Source organism: Pseudomonas sp. LBUM1674 (assembly GCF_059695635.1).
The window spans coordinates 218,218-240,908 of sequence record NZ_CP166779.1; the positions used below are offsets into that span (position 1 = coordinate 218,218).

General features: G+C 60.0%; 19 protein-coding genes. 5 read left to right on the forward strand and 14 right to left on the reverse strand.

Translation table 11 applies throughout. From position 1 onward, the window contains the following. Positions 1 to 10 precede the first annotated feature (10 nt). The 6 genes from ACA067_RS01020 to ACA067_RS01045 all read right to left on the reverse strand — a co-directional run bounded on the left by ACA067_RS01020 (position 11) and on the right by ACA067_RS01045 (position 6,410). Positions 11 to 1,252, reverse strand: a complete 1,242-nt coding sequence (locus ACA067_RS01020; protein ID WP_497460246.1) for an SfnB family sulfur acquisition oxidoreductase — start codon at positions 1,250 to 1,252, stop codon at positions 11 to 13. A 380-nt stretch (positions 1,253 to 1,632) separates the two neighbouring features. Next, positions 1,633 to 2,397: a hypothetical protein gene (locus ACA067_RS01025; protein ID WP_497460247.1), complete on the reverse strand. Its 765-nt coding sequence runs from the start codon at positions 2,395 to 2,397 to the stop codon at positions 1,633 to 1,635. A 483-nt stretch (positions 2,398 to 2,880) separates the two neighbouring features. Beyond that, entirely contained in the window at positions 2,881 to 3,636 is a 756-nt protein-coding gene (gene tcyN, locus ACA067_RS01030) for an L-cystine ABC transporter ATP-binding protein TcyN (protein ID WP_497460248.1), read from the reverse strand. Between the two features lie 4 nt (positions 3,637 to 3,640). After that, positions 3,641 to 4,306: a cystine ABC transporter permease gene (tcyL, locus tag ACA067_RS01035; protein WP_497460249.1), complete on the reverse strand. Its 666-nt coding sequence runs from the start codon at positions 4,304 to 4,306 to the stop codon at positions 3,641 to 3,643. Continuing rightward, positions 4,306 to 5,100: a cystine ABC transporter substrate-binding protein gene (tcyJ, locus tag ACA067_RS01040; RefSeq protein WP_497460250.1), complete on the reverse strand. Its 795-nt coding sequence runs from the start codon at positions 5,098 to 5,100 to the stop codon at positions 4,306 to 4,308. Before tcyJ ends, tcyL begins: the two co-directional genes overlap by 1 nt. A gap of 317 nt (positions 5,101 to 5,417) precedes the next feature. Further along, positions 5,418 to 6,410, reverse strand: a complete 993-nt coding sequence (locus ACA067_RS01045; RefSeq protein ID WP_497460251.1) for a D-cysteine desulfhydrase — start codon at positions 6,408 to 6,410, stop codon at positions 5,418 to 5,420. 191 nt (positions 6,411 to 6,601) lie between these two features. Here ACA067_RS01045 and epsC point away from each other — a divergent pair, with 191 nt between their 5' ends. Next, a complete protein-coding gene (gene epsC / locus ACA067_RS01050; RefSeq protein WP_064675376.1) occupies positions 6,602 to 7,528 on the forward strand; it encodes a serine O-acetyltransferase EpsC in 927 nt (308 codons plus the stop codon). Between the two features lie 430 nt (positions 7,529 to 7,958). Then, complete coding sequence (gene betT, locus ACA067_RS01055; RefSeq protein WP_497462707.1) at positions 7,959 to 9,914, forward strand: choline transporter BetT; 1,956 nt, start codon at positions 7,959 to 7,961, stop codon at positions 9,912 to 9,914. 25 nt (positions 9,915 to 9,939) lie between these two features. On the opposite strand, the gene ACA067_RS01060 is transcribed toward betT, so the two are convergent. Continuing rightward, complete coding sequence (locus ACA067_RS01060; RefSeq protein WP_150747215.1) at positions 9,940 to 10,200, reverse strand: hypothetical protein; 261 nt, start codon at positions 10,198 to 10,200, stop codon at positions 9,940 to 9,942. Positions 10,201 to 10,534: 334 nt separating this feature from the next. On the opposite strand from ACA067_RS01060, the gene mgrA reads away from it, so the two are divergent. Continuing rightward, the gene (gene mgrA, locus ACA067_RS01065; RefSeq protein ID WP_497460252.1) at positions 10,535 to 11,572 is read left to right on the forward strand and encodes an L-glyceraldehyde 3-phosphate reductase; all 1,038 of its coding nucleotides are present in this window, start codon (positions 10,535 to 10,537) and stop codon (positions 11,570 to 11,572) included. Positions 11,573 to 11,717: 145 nt separating this feature from the next. On the opposite strand, the gene tauD is transcribed toward mgrA, so the two are convergent. From tauD to ACA067_RS01100, 7 genes are all read right to left on the reverse strand, one after another. Next, complete coding sequence (tauD, locus tag ACA067_RS01070) at positions 11,718 to 12,560, reverse strand: taurine dioxygenase (RefSeq protein ID WP_497460253.1); 843 nt, start codon at positions 12,558 to 12,560, stop codon at positions 11,718 to 11,720. A 137-nt stretch (positions 12,561 to 12,697) separates the two neighbouring features. Beyond that, a complete protein-coding gene (gene tauC / locus ACA067_RS01075; protein ID WP_497460254.1) occupies positions 12,698 to 13,531 on the reverse strand; it encodes a taurine ABC transporter permease TauC in 834 nt (277 codons plus the stop codon). Continuing rightward, a complete protein-coding gene (tauB, locus tag ACA067_RS01080) occupies positions 13,528 to 14,322 on the reverse strand; it encodes a taurine ABC transporter ATP-binding subunit (RefSeq protein ID WP_497460255.1) in 795 nt (264 codons plus the stop codon). The genes tauC and tauB overlap by 4 nt, the downstream gene beginning before the upstream one ends. 15 nt (positions 14,323 to 14,337) lie before the next feature. Continuing rightward, positions 14,338 to 15,315, reverse strand: coding sequence for a taurine ABC transporter substrate-binding protein (gene tauA, locus ACA067_RS01085; RefSeq protein WP_497460256.1), 978 nt, complete (start codon positions 15,313 to 15,315; stop codon positions 14,338 to 14,340). Positions 15,316 to 15,553: 238 nt separating this feature from the next. Beyond that, entirely contained in the window at positions 15,554 to 17,137 is a 1,584-nt protein-coding gene (gshA, locus tag ACA067_RS01090; protein WP_497460257.1) for a glutamate--cysteine ligase, read from the reverse strand. Between the two features lie 271 nt (positions 17,138 to 17,408). Further along, entirely contained in the window at positions 17,409 to 17,792 is a 384-nt protein-coding gene (locus ACA067_RS01095; RefSeq protein WP_497460258.1) for a PaaI family thioesterase, read from the reverse strand. After that, the gene (locus tag ACA067_RS01100) at positions 17,792 to 20,116 is read right to left on the reverse strand and encodes a Tex family protein (protein ID WP_497460259.1); all 2,325 of its coding nucleotides are present in this window, start codon (positions 20,114 to 20,116) and stop codon (positions 17,792 to 17,794) included. The genes ACA067_RS01095 and ACA067_RS01100 overlap by 1 nt, the downstream gene beginning before the upstream one ends. Positions 20,117 to 20,477: 361 nt before the next feature. Here ACA067_RS01100 and ompR point away from each other — a divergent pair, with 361 nt between their 5' ends. Both ompR and ACA067_RS01110 read left to right on the forward strand, forming a co-directional pair. Next, entirely contained in the window at positions 20,478 to 21,218 is a 741-nt protein-coding gene (gene ompR / locus ACA067_RS01105) for an osmolarity response regulator transcription factor OmpR (protein ID WP_064675389.1), read from the forward strand. A gap of 115 nt (positions 21,219 to 21,333) precedes the next feature. Further along, positions 21,334 to 22,647: an ATP-binding protein gene (locus ACA067_RS01110; RefSeq protein WP_497460260.1), complete on the forward strand. Its 1,314-nt coding sequence runs from the start codon at positions 21,334 to 21,336 to the stop codon at positions 22,645 to 22,647. Positions 22,648 to 22,691: the final 44 nt, after the last annotated feature.

Consider the following 22,691-nt stretch of genomic DNA (forward strand, 5'->3'; position numbering starts at 1 on the left):
GTTCTGGTCGTCAAATCCAGGAGTGGCGCGCGGGTAGAGTGCCGTTGAGGTGATAGGTGCCGACGGCGTGGTATTTCCAGCGAACGGGGTCATGCAGCGTGTGCACGCGGGCGTTGCGCCAGTGGCGGTCGAGGTTGAATTCGGCGAGGGTGGCGCGGCTGCCGGCCAGCTCGAAGAGCTTTTCGCTGGCCAGCAGCGAGATTTCGGTGGTCAGCACTTTGGCTTCGGCCACGGCAATCGAGGCGCGTGCGGCGGACTCGGCAGTGAGCGGCGCGGCGTTGACCTGATCAAGCACCTGCCCGGCCTTGCGTAATAGCGCTTCGGCGGCGTGCAGTTCGATTTTCAGTTTGCCGATGTCAGCGATCACGTAGAGGTCATCGCTGGCTCTGTCGACCTTGGCATCGATCCATGGCCGGGCACGGGTTTTCACGAACTCGATGGCATCGTCGATGGCGCCCCGGGCGATGCCGGCATCGATGGCCGCTTGAATCAACTGCGATACCGCGCCCTGGATGTTCGGCTTGTCGTTGATCTTCCAGGTATCCACCACCAGCTCGGCGTCGACCCGCACGTTGTTGAGCAAAATCGTGCCGCTGGCGGTGGTGCGCTGACCGAAACCGGACCAGTCATCGACGATGCGCAGGCCCGGTGTGCCTCGACGGACAAAGGCCAGCACTTGCTTGCCGTCGTCGTTCAACGCCTTGACCGCTACCCAATGGGCGAACAGCGCGCCAGTGGAATAGAACTTCTGGCCGCTGATGACGAAACCGTCACCGTCGGCAGTGATTCGCGCCTTGAGTTCGAGGGTGTTTTTGGTGCCGCGTTCCGGTCCGGCATTACCAATCCGCCAGCCTTCGAGCACGCTTTTGAACAGCTGCTTTTTCTGTGATTCGGTGGCGCTGCCGAGCACCAGATTCAGGATGCCGAACTGGTTCTGCGGGATTTGCCCGAGTGCCGGATCCGCCGCGGAAATGATCGCGAACACATCGGCGACAGTAACGAACGAAACCTGCGGGCCACCGTACTCACGAGGGATGGCAATGCTGCCCAGGCCGCTGCGGGTGAACTGTTCGATTTCCGACCACGGCAGCTTGCGCTGCTGGTCACGCTTGGCTGCCTGCAGGCGGGCGACCTGCGCCAGCTCATGGGCGGCCTTGATGGCTTGTGCGTCGTTGCGCAAAACCTGCGCGGGCAACAACAGGGGGGCGATATCCAGATCACTCTGGAGGGTTGCTTCTGCCAGACTGGACATCAGTGCCGCTCCTTGGCTGCACGCAATGCCCTGGCGATCTGCACTGGGGTGATTGTGTTCCGGATCATACCTACCTCACATCTCATGGAACGCCGCGATGGTTGCGGCGAAGTAAAAACAAGAATGTCCGGTGGTCCGGTCCATATACCCTAAGCGCGTATAAATAATAAATAAACTAACTTTTAGGAATATGGATAGAAGGCTGTTGTCAGTGCGGCGACGCGGTCCCCTGTGGCGAGGGGAGCTTGCGCCCGCCCGACTGCGCAGCAGTCGCAAAAATCATCGCTATCCCTTGACCGAAAGCGTGCGACTACAGATTTTGGGGGCGCTTCGCACCCCGGCGGGAGCAAGCGCTCTCACCAAAAGTTTTCTATGCGTCATCATCTCGTGCGGGGCTCAGCCGCTTTCAGTTCTTCCTTGAGCGGGACTTTGAGGTAGGGATTGGCGCAGCCGATTCTCAGCATGCGAGCCGGTGCCCAGCGCGAGTTGTTACCGACCCGATCGAGGATGCAGTAAGTCACTTCCAGCCGAAGGTCTTCCCCGGCCTCGAGAATGATCGCCGGGGGCACCCAGACCTGGATCGGCTGGCCGACGTCGCACGCCTTGAGCCTTGGCAGGTCCATGCGCACATCGCCCCAGCGCAGGGTGATTTCGTCATCGGCGGCCATGTTCAGGTACGGCTCGATGGTCACCGGGACGCCGCGCTTGATCTGATTCGGATTGACCCCCTGGCGGCGAATGGTCTCGGGGAGGCTCACTGGCGCCAGGCTCTGGTTCTCGTCGCCGAACATTGCAGAGGGTTGGCCACCGGGGCAGTCGAGTTTGATCTGGACGCGCACGGCGGGTGACAGGGCTGCCCCCTGCCCGACTTGCATGATCCGGTAGTGGATGCGTGAAGCACCGTTGGCAATAAAGCTTTCCGGCACTCGCAGGCTGACGGTGTTACCGACATCATGGGCATTCAGCACCCTGGAGGCCACGTAGCAGTTGTCCCAGAACAGTTCGACCAGGTCGCCTTCATCCATGCCAGGATAGGGCGCCACGTCGATCAGCAGGTGAGCCGCCGAGGTGATGTTGATGCCGTTCTTGTGTGATTGCGCCAGGGACGGCACAGCCAGTTCGGGTTTGTTCGAGATGCTTTTCATGGGTTCTCCTTGAAGTCTTGCAACGAAGTCCATTTCTGAAAATCAAAAATGCGAATTCCGAACAGCAAAACCGTTCATTACTTTGAATTGAAATAATGAGTGGGCGTGATGAGAATCAATTGCTGGAGACTAGATAAGAGTGAGCTTGAATACCTGTCAATAGAGCGTACTAGTCAAATACAAAATCCCGCGTAATTCAGAAGCTTCCTACGCGTTGAAGTTAATAAGCCATGTCAATCTGTCGAACATACCTGTCAAGCCTCCCGTGGTTACCGGAGATGAGACGGTGGCTGTACGTCTGTCAGCAAATTTCAGGTTTCAGAGTATTAGAGGTGGTCAATCTGTGACAGGGCATATATTTGTATCGCGCACGCTGACAAGAAGTTATAGGTCGTGCGGACATATTCAATCAAGTGCGGGGGATTTGATAGAAAGGAGAAGGGACTTCCATCCATGGAAGTTGACCTGTCTTGCGCGGGTGTTTCAGGAGTGGGGGTTATTCAGAAACTTACTGAGGAACTGTTTCGTCCGTTCTTCCTTCGGGTTGGCAAACAATGCCTTGGCTTCGCCTTGCTCGACGATCACCCCTTTATCGAAAAATACCACACGGTTGGCCACGTCCCGGGCGAACCCCATTTCGTGGGTGACAATGACCATGGTGCGTCTTTCTTCGGCCAGGCTGCGGATGGTCGCCAATACTTCGCCCACCAACTCGGGGTCGAGGGCCGAGGTGGGTTCGTCGAACAGGATTACTTCCGGCTCCATCGCCAGCGCGCGGGCAATGGCCACACGCTGTTGCTGACCACCTGACAGGCGACGCGGGTAAGCGTCTTCCTTGCCCGCCAGACCGACCCTGGCCATCAGCTTTTTACCCAAGGCAATGGCTTCGGCCTGTGGGATTTTTTTCACGATGATCGGGCCTTCGATGACGTTTTCCAGGGCGGTCCGATGGGGGAACAGGTTGAAGTTCTGGAACACGAAGCCCACGTGCTGACGCAGGCGACGCACCAGGCTCTGCTGCTGGTTCAAAGGGCGGCTGCCATCGATCTCGATGTCACCGACCTTGATCCGGCCGCTGGTGGGTTCCTCCAGGAAATTCAGGCAACGCAGGAACGTGGTTTTCCCCGAGCCACTGGGCCCGATGATCGCCACCACCTCACCTTCCTTCACTTCCAGATCAATGCCGTTGAGCACCACTTGACCCTTGAACTGCTTTGTCAGTTTTTCCACGACAATCATTGGGTCAGGACTCCTGGTCGTGCCGATTGACCCGTGCTTCCAACTGGTTCTGCAAGTGCGACAGCACCGTGGCCAGAACCCAGTAGATCAGCGCGGCGGCAAGATACATGGTGAAAATTTCAAAGGTACGGGCGGTAATCAGCTGCGCCTGACGGAACAGTTCCGGCACCTGGATGGTGGCTGCCAGTGCGGTGTCCTTCACCAGCGAAATGAAGCTGTTGCCCAGCGGTGGCAGTGCCGTACGCATGGCTTGCGGCAGGATGGCCCGACGTAAGGTTTGCGCCCGGGTCATGCCGATACTGGCTGCGGCTTCCCACTGGCCGCGTTCGATGGAGCTGATCGCGGCACGCAGGATTTCGCAGGCGTAGGCGGCCATGTTCAGCGAGAAGCCGATCAGGGCCGCCGGCAACGGATCAAGTTCGATGCCCAATTGCGGCAAGCCGTAATAGATCACGAACAGTTGCACCAGCAACGGCGTGCCGCGAAAGAACGACACGTAGATGCGGGCGATCCAGCTCACCAGTTTGAAGCGCGAGAGGCGCATCAACGCCAGGCCAAACCCCATCACCAGGCCGAAGAACATCCCGCCCAGGCTGAGGATCACCGTGTAATACGCGCCCTTGAGCAGAAAGGGCGCGGAATCCAGTGCGAGTTGGAAAGCTTCTTCCATTATTGAGTGACGTCAGCGCTGAAGTATTTTTCCGAAAGCTTTTTCAGCGTGCCGTCGGCGCGCAGCTTGTCGATGGCCTTGTTTACCGCTGCCAGCAGCTCAGGCTCGCCTTTGCGCAGGGCAATACCGGCTTCCTGACGGGAGAACGCTTCGCCGGCGGCGGCAGTGTCCTTTGCTTTCTTGGCGTATTCCAGCGCGGCGAGGCGGTCGATCAGAATGGCGTCGATGCGGCCGACGCGCAGATCCTGGAACTTGGTCGGATCATCTTCGTAGGTGCGGATGTCGGCCTTAGGCACATTCTCTTTCACCCACTGCTCGTAGTTGGTGCCCAGGCCGACGCCGACTTTCTTGCCGGCCAGGTCGGCGGCGGTCTTGATGGTGTCTTTGTTCTTGGTCAGGGTCAGCGCCTGAATCCCGGAAACGGTGTACGGCTCGGAGAAGTCGTACTTCTTCTTGCGCTCTTCGGAAATGGTCACCTGGTTGATCACGGCGTCCAGGCGCTTGGATTCCAGGGCTGCGAGAATGCCGTCCCATTTGGTCGGTTGCAGTTTGACCTTTACGCCCAGCTCTTTGGCCAGGGCTTCAGAGAACTCGACTTCGAAGCCGGCCAGTTTGCCGTCGGCGTCGACGAAACTGAACGGTGGGTAAGTGCCTTCCAGACCCACGTTGATCACGCCGGAGTCCTTGATTTTTTGCAGCTGCTCACCGGCAACCGCTTGGCCCAACAGGCCGGCGCTGAGTGCCAGGCCGAGCGAACCGACCAGCAGATTTCGACGTAGTACGGAAAAATTCATGACAAGCCCCTGTGTTTTCTTATGAGAACGCTTTTAGGAAAGTTGGCAAATTCGGGATTTGAACGACTGCGATATCCTGCCCTAAAGCAGTCTGTGCGTCTTGTTTCAAATTCGCCTGCGGCGCGACTATATGACGAGGGTTTTAGATTGGAAAATAATAAATATCAATTTTGTTATTCTTTTTTAGAATATGTCTTGGTCCTCTTTTTAAGATCGTTCCAACGCTCCGCGTGGGAACACCTCAAGGGACGCTCCGCGTCCAGTGACGCGGAGCGTCACGGGCTGCATTCCCACGCGGGAACGTGGGAACAATCAACTTACAGAAAATCTTTATAGGCAAACAACGCCGGCGCTCCACCTGTATGCAAAAAGATAATCGGCCCCTCATCGAAACGCTGACGCCCCATCCCGTCCAACAACCCGGCCATGGCTTTACCGGTATAAACCGGGTCGAGCAGCAAACCTTCCTGACTTGCCACCAGCTTTACCGCCGCCAGTGTCCCGGCATTCGGCTCGCCATAGCGCGGGCCGAAATATTCGTCCCACAGCTCCACTTTGAAACTCGCAGGCAGGCTCACTTCCAACAACTTCGCCGTTCGCTCGGCGAGGCCCTGGACCTTCGGTCGCTGATCTTCATCGCTGCGCGAAACCGTGACGCCAATCACCGGCAATTGCGGCAGTGCTTCGCTCAATGCCAGCGCCAAGCCACTGTGGGTGCCGGCGCTGCCCGAGGCCAAAACCACGGCGGCGAATGTGATGCCGGTGTCCTTGATCTGCTCGGCCAGTTCCAACCCGGCGCGCACATAACCCAAGGCACCCAACGCATTCGAGCCGCCAATCGGAACCAGATACGGCTTTTTACCCTTGCTGCGCAGTCGTGCGGCCAACGCCTCCAACTGTTCGTCGGCGTTATCCAGGTTTTCTACCAACTCAACCTTGGCATCGAATAGATCCAGCAACAGCCGATTGCCATTGCCGACATAGTTGGCGTCGTCGGTGCCAAGGGGATTTTCCAGCAGTGCCACGCAGCCGAGACCCAGCCTGGCCGCAACGGCAGCGGTTTGACGCACATGGTTGGACTGAAGCGCACCCGCGGTAATCAACGTGTCTGCGCCTTGTGCCAGGGCATCGGCCGCCAGGTATTCGAGTTTGCGCAGCTTGTTGCCACCCATTGCCAGCGGCGTCAGGTCATCGCGTTTGACGTAGAGATCGCGGCCCAGCCAGGTCGACAGGCGTTCGAGTTTTTCCAGTGGCGTGGGGTGGCCGAGTAGATCGAGGCGGTCAAAACGGGCGAGCTGTTGTTTGATCATGGTTTCCATACTGGCGCAAAAAGATGTCAGGACTATAGGCACGCCTATTTATCGGGGCAACCGCCAATCGCTTATAGCCAAAAGTGTGCGTGTCAGCACTATTGGTTCTTAATTCGCCGTCCAGACCTTGCCGTAAAGTAATCGCCGTCAGCGCGGCCAGACAGTCCGGCCGCCCATGAGGAGTTTTTACCGTGAGCGAGCGTTCCAGCCATTGGCAATTGCAGACCATCGTCAGTCAGCTGCGTTCGGCGCGTGACGAATGGCGTGCCCAAAACGGCCGCGCCAGCGGCGAGCAGGGCGGTCGCGAGTTGCCTTCCCGAGCAGCCATGGCGGAGATTCTTGAAGCCTTGTGTGGTGCGTTGTTTCCGATGCGCCTGGGCCCGGTGGACCTGCGCGAAGAGAGTGAAGACTTCTATGTCGGCCACACGCTGGACGTGGCGTTGAATGCGTTGCTGGCTCAGGCGCGACTGGAACTGCGCTACGCCGCCCGCCACGGCGCCCGGGGCGAGACCGAAGTCGAGGCCAGGACCATTCAGATCATTCAGGACTTCGCTCTCGCCCTGCCAGGCTTGCGCAGTCTGTTGGATACCGACGTGCTGGCGGCCTATCACGGCGACCCGGCAGCGCGTAGCGTCGATGAGGTGTTGCTCTGCTACCCGGGCATCCTGGCGGTGATTCACCATCGCCTCGCCCATCACTTGTATCGCGCCGGGCTGCCGCTGCTCGCGCGGATCAGCGCGGAAATCGCCCACTCCGCCACCGGTATCGACATTCATCCGGGGGCGCAGATCGGCCGCAGCTTCTTCATCGATCATGGAACGGGCGTGGTGATCGGCGAGACCGCCATCATCGGTGAGCGTGTGCGGATCTATCAGGCCGTGACCCTGGGTGCCAAGCGCTTCCCGGCGGATGAAGACGGCCAGTTGCAGAAGGGGCAGCCGCGCCATCCGATTGTCGAGGATGATGTGGTGATCTATGCCGGGGCGACGATTCTGGGGCGGATTACCATCGGCAAGGGTTCGACCATTGGCGGGAACGTCTGGCTGACTCGCAGCGTGCCGGCGGGGAGCAACCTGACTCAGGCGAATCTGCAGCATGATGACGGGACGCAGAAGTAAATCCCGAAACCTCGGTTAACTGACCCGGCCTCTTCGCCGGCAAGCCGGTCTCGCTCCCACAGTGGATAGGTGTTGCACACAGATTTGTGAACGACACTTCTCCTGTGGGAGCGAGCCTGCTCGCGAATGGTTTCAAGCCGAACCTGGATAATGGCATTTAGCTGATTTCCTGGTGAACGAATCCCCCCAACCCCGCGTCATACCCTTCCTTGAGCTAGCGTACAAACAGCACCGCCGAGCCTTGCGATTAGTCCTTAGCAGGCTATTTATGGTTAACTTGAACGCTCATTCAAGTTAAACCGCCGGTTTGCTGCCCGCTCACAACAGGAGGCTTGCCTTTGCCGAGTCCGTTACTGATTGCCCCGCTTCACCTCCCAGAGGTGCACCTTTCATGAGTGCATCGTCCCTCCCTCCAAGCGGCCAGGTCCGCATGAATCCGCCGGTGTTCTACTTTGCGGCGAGTTTCATTCTGTTGTTCGGCATTGTCGTGATCGCCATGCCCGAACAGGCCGGTGCCTGGCTGCTGGCGGCGCAAAACTGGGCGGCCAACACGGTCGGCTGGTACTACATGCTCGCGATGACCCTGTATCTGGTCTTCGTGGTGGTCACCGCCTTGTCCGGCTACGGCAAGATCAAGCTCGGTGCTGACCACGACGAACCCGAATTCAGTTACCTGTCCTGGGCCGGCATGCTGTTCGCCGCCGGGATCAGCATCACGCTGTTTTTCTTTTGTGTGTCCGAACCGCTGACCCACCTGGCGCAGCCGCCCCAGGGCGAGGCCGGTACGGCGGATGCGGCGCGTCAGGCCATGCAGATTCTGTTTCTGCACTGGGGCTTGCATGGCTGGGGCGTGTTCGCCTTCGTCGGCATGGCCCTGGCTTACTTCGCCTATCGTCACAACCTGCCGTTGGCCCTGCGCTCGGCGTTGTACCCGCTGATCGGCAAGCGCATCAACGGCCCGATCGGATACGCGGTGGACGGCTTCGGCATCATCGCCACGGTGTTCGGCCTCGGTGCCGACATGGGCTTTGGCGTATTGCACCTCAACTCGGGACTGGACTACCTGTTCGGCATCGCGCATACCCAGTGGATTCAGGTCGGCCTGATCACGCTGATGATGGGCGCGGCGATTCTCGTGGCGGTGTCCGGCGTTGATAAAGGCGTGCGGGTGATGTCGGACATCAACATGCTGCTGGCCTGCGCGCTGCTGCTGTTCGTGTTGTTCGCCGGACCCACTCAGCACTTGCTCAACACCCTGATCCAGAACATCGGCGACTACCTCGGCGCCTTGCCGATGAAGAGTTTCGATCTTTACGCCTACGATAAACCCAGTGACTGGCTGGGCGGCTGGACGGTGTTCTACTGGGCCTGGTGGATTGCATGGTCGCCATTCGTGGGCCTGTTCATCGCGCGGATTTCCCGTGGCCGGACCATCCGCGAATTCGTCTTCGGCGTGCTACTGATTCCGCTCGGTTTCACCCTGGCCTGGATGTCGATCTTCGGCAACAGCGCCATCGATCAAGTGCTCAATCACGGGATGAGCGCGTTGGGCATTTCGGCCATCGACAATCCATCGATGACGCTTTACCTGCTGCTGGAAACCTATCCGTGGAGCAAAACCGTGATCGCGGTCACGGTGTTCATCAGCTTCGTGTTCTTTGTCACCTCGGCAGACTCCGGCACCGTGGTGCTATCGACGCTGTCCGCCAAGGGCGGCAATCCAGATGAAGACGGGCCGAAATGGTTGCGGGTGTTCTGGGGCGCGATGACCGCACTCGTGACCAGTGCACTGCTGTTCTCCGGTAGCATCGATGCACTGAAGTCAGCGGTAGTGCTGACCTCGTTGCCGTTCTCGCTGATTTTGCTGTTGATGATGTGGGGGCTGCACAAGGCGTTCTATCTGGAATCGCAGAAGCAGATCGCGCAGCTGCATTCCCTGGCACCGGTTTCTGGCTCGCGCCGTGGCGGTTGGCGTCAGCGCTTGAGTCAGGCGGTGCATTTCCCTTCGCGGGATGAGGTTTACCGTTTCCTCGAAACGACGGTACGTCCGGCGATTGAAGAAGTGACTGCGGTGTTCGTCGAGAAGGGTTTGCACGTTGTCGCGCAACCCGATCCGGCCAATGACAGCGTCAGCCTGGAAATCGGCCATGGCGAGCAACATCCGTTCATCTATCAGGTGCAGATGCGTGGCTACTTCACGCCGTCCTTCGCCCGTGGCGGCATGGGTTCCAAGGAACTCAACAACCGTCGTTACTACCGGGCTGAGGTGCATTTGAGCGAGGGCAGTCAGGACTACGATCTGGTGGGTTACACCAAGGAGCAGGTCATCAACGACATCCTCGACCAGTACGAACGGCACATGCAGTTCTTGCACCTGGTACGTTGATCCCACAGGCGGCGGGCTGGATTGTTCAGGTGTCAGTGCTCAACACCATGAACAACACCAGCGCCGCCACCGGCACGCCAAACACAATGCTGCCGACCACCAGTTCCGTCGTGACGGACTGGCCGGCGGTGACCACGCCAATGGCACCGTTGATCATCGTCAGCGCCAGCCATAGCACGATGAAGCTGTAGGTCAGCGTCTGGCGGCTGAAGCCGATCTTTTCGCCGATGAACAGCATCAGCGCCAGCAGGACCAGGCCGAAGAAAATGATGATGGTCGTGTGCATGGTGAGTTTCCTCCCTTCGAATGTGTGCTGCCTTTGAGGCCGCTTTCGCGAGCAGGCTCGCTCCCATAACGATCACCGCAATCCATGTGGGAGCGAGCTTGCTCGCGATTGGGTCACTGCGGTGTCAGCAAGCGCATGTCATCAGTACCGCCTCCTCCAACCAGCGTCGCTCCTAGAGCATAGGCGCCGCAAGGCGCGGCGCTACCGCTTAAACCATTTATGAAACGTTTCAGCATTTTCTCGAATCCGGGGTTTATCGGCGTTTGTCCGCGCGTATGCTGGGCAACTTGCAAAGCAGTCGATACCAACTTCAAGACAGACAAGAGAGGATTCGATGACCTACACCGCTGCCGAAAACCGCTACGACTCCATTCCTTACCGCCGCGTGGGTCGCAGCGGACTGGTGCTGCCTGCACTGTCCCTGGGCCTGTGGCACAACTTCGGCGACAGCACGCCGATCGACACCCAGCGCGCCTTATTGCGTACTGCATTCGACCTGGGCATCAACCACTTCGACCTGGCCAACAACTACGGCCCGCCGTACGGCAGCGCCGAGATCAACTTCGGTCGCTTGCTGCGCGAAGACTTCAAACAGTACCGTGACGAGTTGATCATCTCGAGCAAGGCCGGTTGGGACATGTGGGCCGGTCCTTATGGCCAGGGCGGCGGTTCGCGCAAGTACGTGCTGGCCAGCCTGGATCAGAGCCTGCAGCGCCTGGGCCTGGACTACGTGGATATTTTCTATTCCCACCGCTTCGACCCGGACACCCCGCTGGAAGAAACCGCCAGCGCACTGGCCACCGCGGTGCAGCAGGGCAAGGCGCTGTACATTGGCATCTCGTCGTATTCCGGGGCGAAAACCCGTGAAATGGCGACGCTGCTGAAAGAGTGGAAAGTGCCGTTGCTGATTCACCAGCCTGCTTACAACCTGCTCAACCGGTGGGTGGAAAAGGACCTGCTGGACACCACCGACGAACTCGGGACGGGCGTCATTGCCTTCACTCCCCTGGCGCAGGGATTGCTGACCGACAAGTACCTCAATGGTGTGCCGGCGGATGCGCGGGTCAATCGTCCGGGCGGTGGTTCGTTGCAGGCGTCGCACTTGTCCGAAGCCAATATCGCTCACGTGCGTGCATTGAATGAAATCGCCCAGCGTCGTGGCCAAAGTCTGGCGCAGTTGGCGTTGGCCTGGACTTTGCGTGATCCACGAGTGACTTCGGCACTGATCGGTGCGAGCCGGCCGGAGCAGATTATCGAGAACGTCGGGGCGTTGAAGAATCTGAGCTTTAGCGCAGAGGAACTGGCGGAGATTGACCGGTTTGCCCAAGAGGGTGGGGTTAATCTTTGGGAGAAGCCTTCGACGGCTGAGTAAGTGTTCGGCGCCGGATTTTTCGGCGCCTGTTCCGGCCCCTTCGCGAGCAGGCTCGCTCCCACAGGATTTGTGTTTGACGCAGATCCAGTGTGGGAGCGAGCCTGCTCGCGAAGAGGCCATCACAGGCAACAAAGAAGTCAGGAGCTCAGCGAAAGAAAGGCACATCCCCCAACACCGTCGCCCGCTGCATCACCCGCCGCGCCGGCCGGTAATCATCTACCGCGTAATGCTGGGTCACGCGGTTATCCCAGAACGCCACGTCATCCTTCTGCCAGCGCCAGCGAATGGTGAATTCCGGCCGAGTCGAATGGGCGAACAAAAATCTCAGGATGGTGTCGCTTTCGGTTTCCGACAGCTCATTGATCTTCGACGTGAAACCTTCATTGACGAACAACGAACGGCGCCCGCTCACCGGGTGCGTGCGAATCACCGGGTGCGACAGCGGCGGATTCTTCCTGCGCGTTTCTTCCCACTGGGCCAGCGCTTCGGGCGTGTTGCCATAACGCTCCAGCGGGAACGAGCGGGTGAAGTCGTGGGTGGCGGTCAGTCCTTCGAGCAAGCTTTTCAGCGGCGCAGAAAGTGCTTCATAGGCCGCAATGCCGCTGGCCCACAGCGTGTCGCCACCAAACTCCGGCAACAGCTTGGCGCTGAGCACGGCGCCCATGGCCGGGGTTGGCAAGAAGGTCACGTCGGTGTGCCAGATCGCGTTGTCACGCACATCGGTGACGGCTGTATCGAGGATCAGCACTTGCGGCTGTTCCGGTACATTCGGGTAGATCGGGTGTATGTGCAGGTCGCCGAAATAGGCCGCGAAACGCGCCTGTTGTTGCGGCTCGATCGGCTGGTCGCGGAAAAACAGCACCTGATGTTTGAGCAGCGCCTGCTCGATGGCGTCGCGCTGTTCCAGGTTCAGCGGTTGGCTGATGTCGACGCCGCTGATTTGCGCGCCGAGGGCCGAGCTGAGGGGGACAATCGTCAAGTTACTCATGGTCTTTCTCTTCAATCCTGGGCGCCAATTGTGGGAGCGAGACCGGCTTGCCGGCGAATGCGGCGTGTCAGGCGACATTTCTGTGACTGATAGACCGCTTTCGCCGGCAAGCCGGTCTCGCTCCCACAAGGCTTTAGTTAGTGAGCCTGGCCGTGCCACGGCACCAGTTTGCGTTGCAGGGCGCGCAGGCCCATTTCCAGGGCGAAGGCGATCAGGGCGATGACCAGAATCCCCAGTACCACCACATCGGTGACCAGGAACTGCGCGGCCGACTGCACCATGAAGCCCAGGCCGCTGGTGGCAGCGATCAGCTCAGCGGCGACCAGGGTCGACCAACCCACACCCAGACCAATGCGCACACCGGTCAAGATGTCCGGCAACGCGCTTGGCAGAATCACATGGCGAATCAACTGCGCCCGGGTCGCGCCCAACGACTGCGCAGCGCGCAACTTGGCCGGGTCGACGGTGCGCACGCCAGTCGCGGTAGCGATGGCGATCGGGGCGAAGATCGCCAGGTAGATCAGCAGGACTTTCGATAACTCACCGATGCCGCACCAGATCACGATCAGTGGCAGGTAGGCCAGTGGCGGGATAGGGCGGTAGAACTCGATCAGCGGATCGAGAATGCCCCGAGCGATGCGGTTGTGGCCGATGGCAATGCCGACGGGTACAGCGGTCAACACCGCGAAACCCAGGCCCAGACCGATACGACTCAGACTTGCGCCTAAGTGCTGCCATAAGGTGGAATCCATGTAGCCGGTGGTCACCAGCAGCCAGCCCTTTTGTAATACGGCAGACGGCGGCGGCAGGAACAGCGGCTCGATCATTCCAGTGGCGGTGACGGCCCACCAGATGGCCACGAGCGCGACCAGCGTCAGCACGCTGATCCAGCGCGTACTCAGGCTGCGGCGCAGCGCAATCACCGTCGAACCCGGTTTCACCGCCGCGGCGGGAATTTCATAGCTGCTCATGCGCGCTCCTGCCGCGTGGCGGCGCTGCGTTGGGAGAACACTTTGGCGAGCACGTGTTCGCGGGTCTCGATAAAACGCGGGTCGGATTTGATCGATCGTGCGGACTCACCGGCGGCGTAGCGCTGGCCGAAATCCAGGCTCAGGCGCTCGACGATCTGTCCAGGATTGGGCGCCAGCAGAATCAGATCCGTGGCGAGGAACACCGCTTCTTCGATGTCATGGGTAATCAGAAAAACCGGTTTGGCGGTGCGCTGCCAGACTTGCAGCAGCAGCTCCTGCATCTGTTCGCGAGTGAAGGCATCGAGGGCGCCGAAGGGCTCGTCCATCAGCAATACGCGCGGGTCGGCGGCAAGCGCACGAGCCAGGCCGACGCGTTGCTTCTGCCCACCGGACAGCTGCCAGATGCGCCGGTTTTCGAAGCCGGAAAGGTCCACCAGCGCGAGCATATCCCGGGCGCGGATGTCGCGTTTGTCCCGGGAAACACCGGCCAGTTCCAGGCCGAATCCGACGTTAGCCAGCACGTCCTGCCAGGGCAGGAGGGCATCGTCCTGGAACACTACGCCACGTTCGGCGCTCGGGCCTTTGACTGGCACGCCATCGAGCGTGATGCGTCCGGCGCTGGGCTCGACAAAACCGGCAATCAGGTTCAACAGTGAAGTTTTGCCGCTGCCGGATGGGCCAAGGGCGACCAGCAATTGCCGGGGGCCCAGGCTCAGGGAAATATCCGCCAGCACCGGTTCGGCGGCACCGGGGTACTGTGCGCTGATGCGCTCCAGCTGAAGCAAAGCCATTGCAGTTAACTCCGTTCAGTTGGTGATGTATTTGGCGCTGACGTACGGGGCGTAGTCCGGCAGCACGGCTTCGACCTTGCCCTGTTCCTTGAGGAACGTGGCGGTGTCGGTGATGGCCTTGGTGGTCGGCGCGCCGAGACTGATCACTTGATCTGCCGCCAGCGGGTAGACGTTGCCTTGCAGCAGCAATGGAATGTCGCTGGCCTTGGCGCCAGACAGTTTTACAAGCTTGTCGACGTTGCTTTGGTTGGCGAGCCAGGCTTTCGGGTCTTTGCGGTAATCGGCGTAGGCATCGAGCGTCACTTTGGCGAATGCGGTGACGATTTCCGGGTGCTTCTGAGCGAAGTCCTTGCGCACGATCCAGGCATCAAACGTTGGCGCGCCGAACTTGGCCAGTTCGCCCGAGGTGATCAGCACTTTGCCGTTTTCCTTGGCCACACCGAGCGCGGGGTCCCACACGTAGGTGGCGTCGATGTCACCGCGTTTCCAGGCAGCGATGATCGCTGGCGGTGCGAGATTAAGCACGGTGACTTTCGACGGGTCGATGTTCCAGTGCTTCAGCGCGGCGAGCAGGCTGTAGTGGCCGGTGGAAACGAAGGGCACGGCGATTTTCTTGCCGATCAGGTCCTGCGGGGTCTTGATTCCGGAACCGTCGCGGGCGACCAGGGCTTCGGCGGCGCCGATCTGGGTGGCGATGAGGAAGGTTTCCACCGGAACTTTGCGGGTTATTGCCGCCGTCAGGGGGCTGGAGCCGAGGTAGCCGATCTGTACGTCGCCGGAAGCGATAGCGGCGATGATGTCGGCCCCGTTGTCGAATTTGCGCCAATCGATTTTGGCGTTGGTGGCTTTTTCGTAGGCGCCGTCGGCCTGGGCGACTTTGGCCGGGTCAACGGTGGTCTGATAAGCGACAGTGACGTCGGCGGCCTGGGCAAAGAAACTCACCGCAGCCAGCGATGCGGCCGCCAGCAGGCGAAAGGGGAAATTCAGTTTCATTGAGAAGCTCCTTGTCAGGCGACCGAGTGTCGGCGTGAAAGGAGACTAAATGATCTAAGAACTCGAAAATAAATAACTTTTTCGAATGAGCTTATGAGCGGAAAATTCTAAGGAGGTCACCTGATCATTCCCACGCTCCCGCGTGGGAATGCAGCCCGTGACGCTCCGCGTCACTGGACGCGGAGCGTCCCTTGAGGCATTCCCACGCAGAGCGTGGGAACGATCAGTGCCAAGGAGATTAGTTGCTAATGGCCAGAATGCTCGCCTGATACGACCCGACAAACACATCGAAATCGCCGACTTCGTTTTGCTCCAGCTCAATCTGCTCGGCCAGCGACGAACGCGCCCGGTCTTCAAATTTCGCCTGGTCTTCGCTTGAAAGCGGCTCGCTGCGGAAAAACTCCGCATGCGCGCGGCTCTGACGCAGGGAGAACTGGCTGAAGCTCTCTTTGTGCTCAGCCATTGCCGCCAGCACTTGGGCCGATGGCGTCAGAGACGGATCCCTGACCTTGGCCAGTTGCGCATCCAAGGCCTTGCTGTGGGTGTCGCCGCCGTGACTCTGATCCAGAATCGCCGCCAATGGTGCAATTTTCTCCAGCAACTCGCTGGCCCACTCTTTCAGGTCCACCGGTTGACCGTCGCGTTGCAGTTGCAGGCCCGGACGGCGACCTTCCTTGACCACGCTGAGGAAGTTCGAGGTCGCGTTGCCGCACGAGGTATTGGTCAGCAGGGGACTTTCATTCAGCGCGCAATACAGCAGGAACGCGTCGAGGAACCGCGACTCCGGCAGGTCGATGCCCATCGGCAGGAACGGGTTGATGTCCAGGCAGCGCACCTCGACGTACTGAATGCCACGGGCCACCAGCGCCTGGATCGGCCGTTCGCCGGTATAGGTCACGCGTTTGGGGCGGATGTTGGAGTAGTACTCGTTTTCGATCTGCAGGATATTGGTGTTGAGCTGGACCCACTCACCATCCTTGTGCGTGCCGATCTCGACATAGGGTGCATAGGGCGTGGCCACCGCTTTGCGCAGGCTGTCGGTGTAGCTGGCCAGATCGTTGTAGCAGGGGGTCAGACCGGCCTGGGCGTTGCTCTGGTAGCCCAGGTCGCTCATGCGCAAGCTGGTGGCATACGGCAGGTACAGGGTATCCGGGTCCAGTTGTTCCAGCTGGTGCGAACGGCCGCGCAGGAAGCCGGCGTCCAGCGCTGGCGAAGCGCCGAACAGGTACATCAGCAGCCAGCTATAGCGACGGAAGTTTCGAATCAGCGCGATATAGGCCGACGACTGATAGTCGCGGTCGGTGCCGACAAAGCCTTCAGACGCCTTGAGCAGCGGCCAGAGCTTTTCCGGCAGGGAAAAGTTGTAATGGATCCCGGCGATGCACTGCATGGTCTTGCCGTAGCGCAGGGCCAGGCCCTTGCGGTAGACGTACTTGAGCTGACCGATGTTGGAGGTGCCGTAATAGGCAATCGGGATATCTTCCTCGGCCGGCAACGGGCACGGCATCGATGGACTCCACAGGTACTCGTTGCCGAGCTTGCTGTAGGCAAAACGGTGAATGCTGTCCAGGCTCGCCAAGGTGTCTGCCGGATCGGGAAGGGCCGGGGTGATGAACTCCAGCAGCGACTCGGAATAGTCGGTGGTGATTTGTTCGTTGGTCAGCGCGGAACCCAATTCTTCCGGGTGCGGCGTTTGCGCCAGGCGACCTTCGCCGGTCACGCGCAGGCATTCACGTTCGATGCCGTGAAGACACTGCTCGAGCAGAGAGAGGTTAGCGCGCTCGCCGAGCAGAGCCAGGCGGCGGTTGAGAAGTTCGCTCAAGTTGGATTCCTTCACGCGTCAGTCGCCCCAATATGGGGGTGGGCAAGACGGTCTACAAGGGTGAAGTTGAAACTGGCGTTGTCGCCTGGTTTTTGAGCCGCTCGGACCAATGTCAGTCAGCCAAGTCGCCACAATCCCTGTGGGAGCGAGCTTGCTCGCGATGGCGGTGTATCAGACGACATGGAAGTTGACTGACACGCCCTCATCGCGAGCAAGCTCGCTCCCACAGGTTTTCTTAGCGCCGAAATTAACTCAAATGGATGGCTTCTAGCTATAGGACAGCGAAGGTGCCTTGTGCTTTTGCGACGAGTTTGTCGCCTTGCATCACGTCAGCCTCGACCACCAACGTGCGCCGGCCCGGGTGAATCACCCGCGCCGTGCACATCACTTCACCGTCTGCGACGGCGCGAATGTAATTGATCTTGCATTCGATGGTCACGCTCTGCTGGTCAAAGCCGTGGCTGCTGGAACAGGCCAGCCCCATGGCAATGTCCACCAGACTGAACAAGGCCCCGCCATGCAGCTTGCCGCCGCGATTGCGCAGCGCTGGCTCAAGCGCCAGGGCGACTTGCGCCACCCCGGTTTCCAGGCTGTGCAAGCGACACCCCAGCAACTTGAAAAAAGCGCTTTCGGTCAGCCCGGCCGGGATCTCCATCAGCGTTTCTTCAACTGCTTGGCGTTGGCGAACAGCGACGCCATGGCGTTGTTGGCCGGAGCCGCCGCCGTGGTTTCTTTGCGCGGTGCGGTGTTCTGGGACTGGCGTGGAGCCGACCCCGGACGCGCACCACGGGCGCCGTCGATTTTCTCGCCCGGGGTGTCGCTCATGCGCATCGACAGGCCAACGCGTTTACGCGGGATATCGACTTCCATGACCTTCACTTTCACCACGTCGCCAGCCTTCACCGCTTCACGCGGATCCTTGATGAACTTCTCCGAAAGCGCAGAGATGTGTACCAAACCGTCCTGATGCACGCCGATGTCGACGAAAGCACCGAAGTTGGTCACGTTGGTCACCACGCCTTCGAGGATCATCCCCAGCTGCAGGTCCTTGAGGTCTTCGACGCCTTCCTGGAACTCGGCAGTCTTGAATTCGGGACGTGGATCGCGGCCAGGTTTTTCCAGCTCTTGCAGGATGTCCGTGACCGTTGGCAGACCGAAGGTTTCGTCGGTGTACTTTTTCGGATCGAGACGCTTGAGGAAGCTGGCGTCGCCGATCAGCGAGCGGATGTCACGGTCGGTTTCAGCGGCGATGCGTTGCACCAGCGGATAGGCTTCCGGGTGAACCGCAGACGAATCCAGCGGGTTGTCGCCATTCATGACGCGCAGGAAGCCAGCGGCCTGTTCGAAGGTTTTCTCGCCCAGACGAGCGACTTTCTTCAATGCAGCGCGAGTCTTGAACGCGCCGTGCTCGTCGCGGTGGCTGACGATGTTTTGCGCCAGGGTCGCGTTGAGGCCGGAGATGCGGGCCAGCAGCGCCACGGAAGCGGTGTTGACGTCGACGCCCACGGCGTTCACACAGTCTTCGACCACGGCATCCAGGCCGCGCGCCAGTTTCAGCTGCGACACGTCGTGCTGGTACTGGCCGACGCCGATGGATTTCGGGTCGATCTTCACCAGCTCAGCCAGTGGATCCTGCAGGCGGCGAGCGATCGACACCGCACCACGGATCGACACGTCGAGGTCCGGGAATTCCTTCGAAGCCAGTTCCGACGCCGAGTAAACCGATGCGCCGGCCTCGGAGACCATGACTTTGGTCATCTTCATGGCTGGGTATTTTTTGATCAGCTCAGCAGCCAGCTTGTCGGTTTCACGGCTGGCGGTGCCGTTGCCGATGGCGATCAGATCCACTGCATGCTTGGCGCACAGGGCCGCCAGAATCGCGATGGTCTGATCCCACTTGTTGTGCGGCACGTGCGGGTAAACCGTGGCGTGATCCAGCAGTTTGCCAGTGGAATCGACCACGGCCACCTTGCAACCGGTGCGCAGGCCTGGATCGAGGCCCAGCGTGGCACGCGGGCCAGCCGGCGCCGACAGCAGCAAGTCGTGCAGGTTGTGAGCGAACACGTTGATCGCTTCGGTTTCCGCGCCATCGCGCAGTTCGCCCAGCAGGTCGGTTTCGAGGTGGGTGTAGAGCTTGACCTTCCAGGTCCAGCGCACCACTTCGCCCAGCCATTTGTCGGCGGCGCGGTTCTGGTTCTGAATGCCGAATTGCTGACCGATCATGCCTTCGCACGGGTGCATGGCGCCCGGCAGTTCGTCGCCGACTTTCAGCGCCGAGCTCAGAATGCCTTCGTTGCGGCCACGGAAAATCGCCAGCGCGCGGTGCGACGGCATGCTTTTCAGCGGTTCATCGTGTTCGAAGTAGTCGCGGAACTTGGCGCCTTCCTCTTCCTTGCCGGCGATCACGCGGGCGCTGAGGGTGGCTTCCTGCTTGAGGTAGCTGCGCAATTTGTCCAGCAGGCCGGCGTCTTCGGCGAAGCGTTCCATCAGGATGTATTTGGCGCCTTCGAGGGCAGCCTTCACATCGGCGACGCCTTTTTCGGCATCGACGAAGCGCGCGGCTTCAACGTCTGGCGTCAGGGTCGGGTCGTTGAACAGGCCGTCGGCCAGCTCGCCGAGGCCGGCTTCCAGGGCGATCTGGCCCTTGGTGCGGCGCTTCTGCTTGTACGGCAGGTACAAGTCTTCGAGGCGGGTTTTGGTGTCGGCGAGTTTGATGTCGCGTTCAAGTTGCGGGGTCAGCTTGCCTTGTTCCTGGATGCTGGCAAGGATGCTGATACGCCGTTCGTCGAGTTCTCGCAGGTAGCGCAGACGCTCTTCCAGATGACGCAGCTGGATGTCATCGAGGCTGCCGGTCACTTCTTTCCGGTAACGGGCGATGAAGGGCACCGTGGAGCCTTCATCGAGTAGCGCGACGGCCGCTTCGACCTGTTGTGGGCGGACACCGAGTTCCTCGGCGATGCGGCTGTTGATGCTGTCCATAAAACCACCTGACAAATTGTGAAAGCAGGCTCGCAGGCACAGGGTAAAAGGCTCGGCGAGTCTGGTTGAGCGGCCTGGCCTGCGCCGCTACCTGGATCAACAGGCTTCCCGTTGACCCGTGAAATCGAACAATTACTGCCGATGCCATGAAAATAAAAAACGGCCACCTACAGTAATGATCAGACGTTGCCTGACACAAAAGGCCGCGCATTATAACCAGCGTTCGGTCATTCGGGGGCATCAGAGGCTGTCGGCACAATGCCCGGATTCCTGGCGGTGAAGGAAAAATCTGCTAACAATGCACACGGTGCGTATAACGGCAGCTACGCCATAATGCGCGCCGAGATCAAAGGAGCATCTAATGAGCAGCACTGCAAACATTGCTGAAGGCGAAAAAATTCTTATTGTTGACGACGATCCAGGGCTGAGCAGCCTGCTGGAACGTTTTTTCGTCAGCAAGGGCTACCGCGCCCGCGCCGTGCCGAACACTGAACAAATGGATCGCCTGCTAGCGCGTGAAGTGTTCAACCTGGTCGTCCTCGACCTGATGCTGCCCGGCGAAGACGGCTTGACCGCCTGCCGCCGGCTGCGCGGCGCGAACAACCAGATTCCGATCATCATGCTCACCGCCAAGGGCGATGAGCTGAGCCGCATCAAGGGCCTCGAGCTGGGTGCCGACGATTACCTGGCCAAGCCGTTCAACCCGGACGAGCTGATGGCTCGGGTCAAAGCCGTCCTGCGCCGTCAGGCAGCACCGGTGCCGGGCGCGCCGGGCAGCGAAGACGAAAGCGTGACTTTTGGTGACTACGAGCTGTCCCTGGCTACCCGCGAACTCAAACGCGGTGATGAAGTGCACATGCTCACCACCGGTGAGTTCGCAGTGCTCAAGGCGCTGGTGATGAACGCTCGTCAGCCTCTGACCCGCGATAAACTGATGAACCTGGCCCGTGGTCGCGAGTGGGACGCGCTGGAGCGTTCCATCGACGTGCAGATTTCCCGTCTGCGCCGGATGATCGAACCTGATCCATCCAAGCCACGCTACATCCAGACGGTATGGGGCGTGGGTTACGTGTTCGTTCCGGATGGCGCTGCCACCAAGTGATCGGCAATTTGTAGGAGCGGGTCGAGCGGGCAGCGGGTCAGATGACCTTGTCCGCAGACTCGCGAGCTGCAATATGCGAGCATGGCTCGCTTCTGCAAGTATGTAGCGGTTATTCATGAAAACCCCCGTTTGGTTCCCCCAGAGCTTTTTTTCACGCACCCTTTGGCTGGTGCTGATCGTCGTCCTGTTCTCCAAGGCACTGACCCTGGTTTACTTGTTGATGAACGAAGATGTACTGGTGGATCGCCAATACAGCCACGGCGTCGCCCTGACGCTACGCGCCTATTGGGCGGCGGATGAAGAAAACCGTGAAAAGATCGCCGATGCCGCCACCCTGATCAGGGTGGTGGGCGCAGGTGTGCCCGAAGGTGAACAGCACTGGCCTTACAGCGAGATTTATCAGCGGCAGATGCAAGCCGAGCTGGGGGCCGACACCGAAGTGCGATTGCGCATGCACTCGCCACCGGCGCTGTGGGTCCGGGCTCCCAGCCTGGGCGATGGCTGGCTGAAAGTGCCGCTATACCCGCATCCGTTGCGCGGTCAGAAAATCTGGAATGTGCTCGGCTGGTTCCTCGCCATCGGTTTGCTGTCCACCGCTTCCGCATGGATCTTCGTCAGCCAGCTCAATCAACCGTTGAAACGTCTGGTCTATGCTGCGAGGCAGCTCGGTCAGGGCCGCAGTGTGCGTCTGCCGATCAGTGACACGCCCAGTGAAATGACCGAGGTGTACCGTGCCTTCAACCAGATGGCCGAAGACGTCGAACAGGCCGGCCGCGAGCGCGAGCTGATGCTGGCCGGGGTGTCCCACGACCTGCGCACGCCGCTGACCCGGTTACGGTTGTCCCTGGAATTGATGGGCGACCATAGCGACCTGACGGACGACATGGTCCGCGACATCGAAGACATGGACGCGATTCTCGATCAGTTCCTGGCCTTCATCCGCGATGGCCGTGACGAGTCGGTGGAAGAGGTGGACTTGACTGACCTGGTGCGCGAAGTTGCCGCGCCGTACAACCAGAATGAAGAAAAAGTCCAGCTACGCCTGGAGCCGATCCAACCCTTTCCCTTGCGTCGGGTGTCGATGAAGCGGCTGCTGAACAACCTGATCGGCAACGCGCTGCATCACGCTGGCAGCGGGGTCGAAGTGGCGGCTTATGTGTCCGGGGATGTCAGTGCACCGTATGTGGTACTGAGTGTCATGGACCGTGGCGTGGGGATTGATCCGTCGGAGCTGGAAGCGATCTTCAACCCGTTCACTCGCGGTGATCGTGCCAGGGGTGGGAAGGGGACCGGGTTGGGACTGGCTATCGTGAAGCGGATTGCTTCGATGCATGGCGGCAATGTTGAGCTGCGCAATCGGTCCGGTGGCGGGCTGGAAGCGCGGGTGCGGTTGCCGCTTGGGTTGATGTTGCCGCGGGACGCGGTCTAACCCGATCATTCCCACGCTCTGCGTGGGAATGCCTCAACGGACGC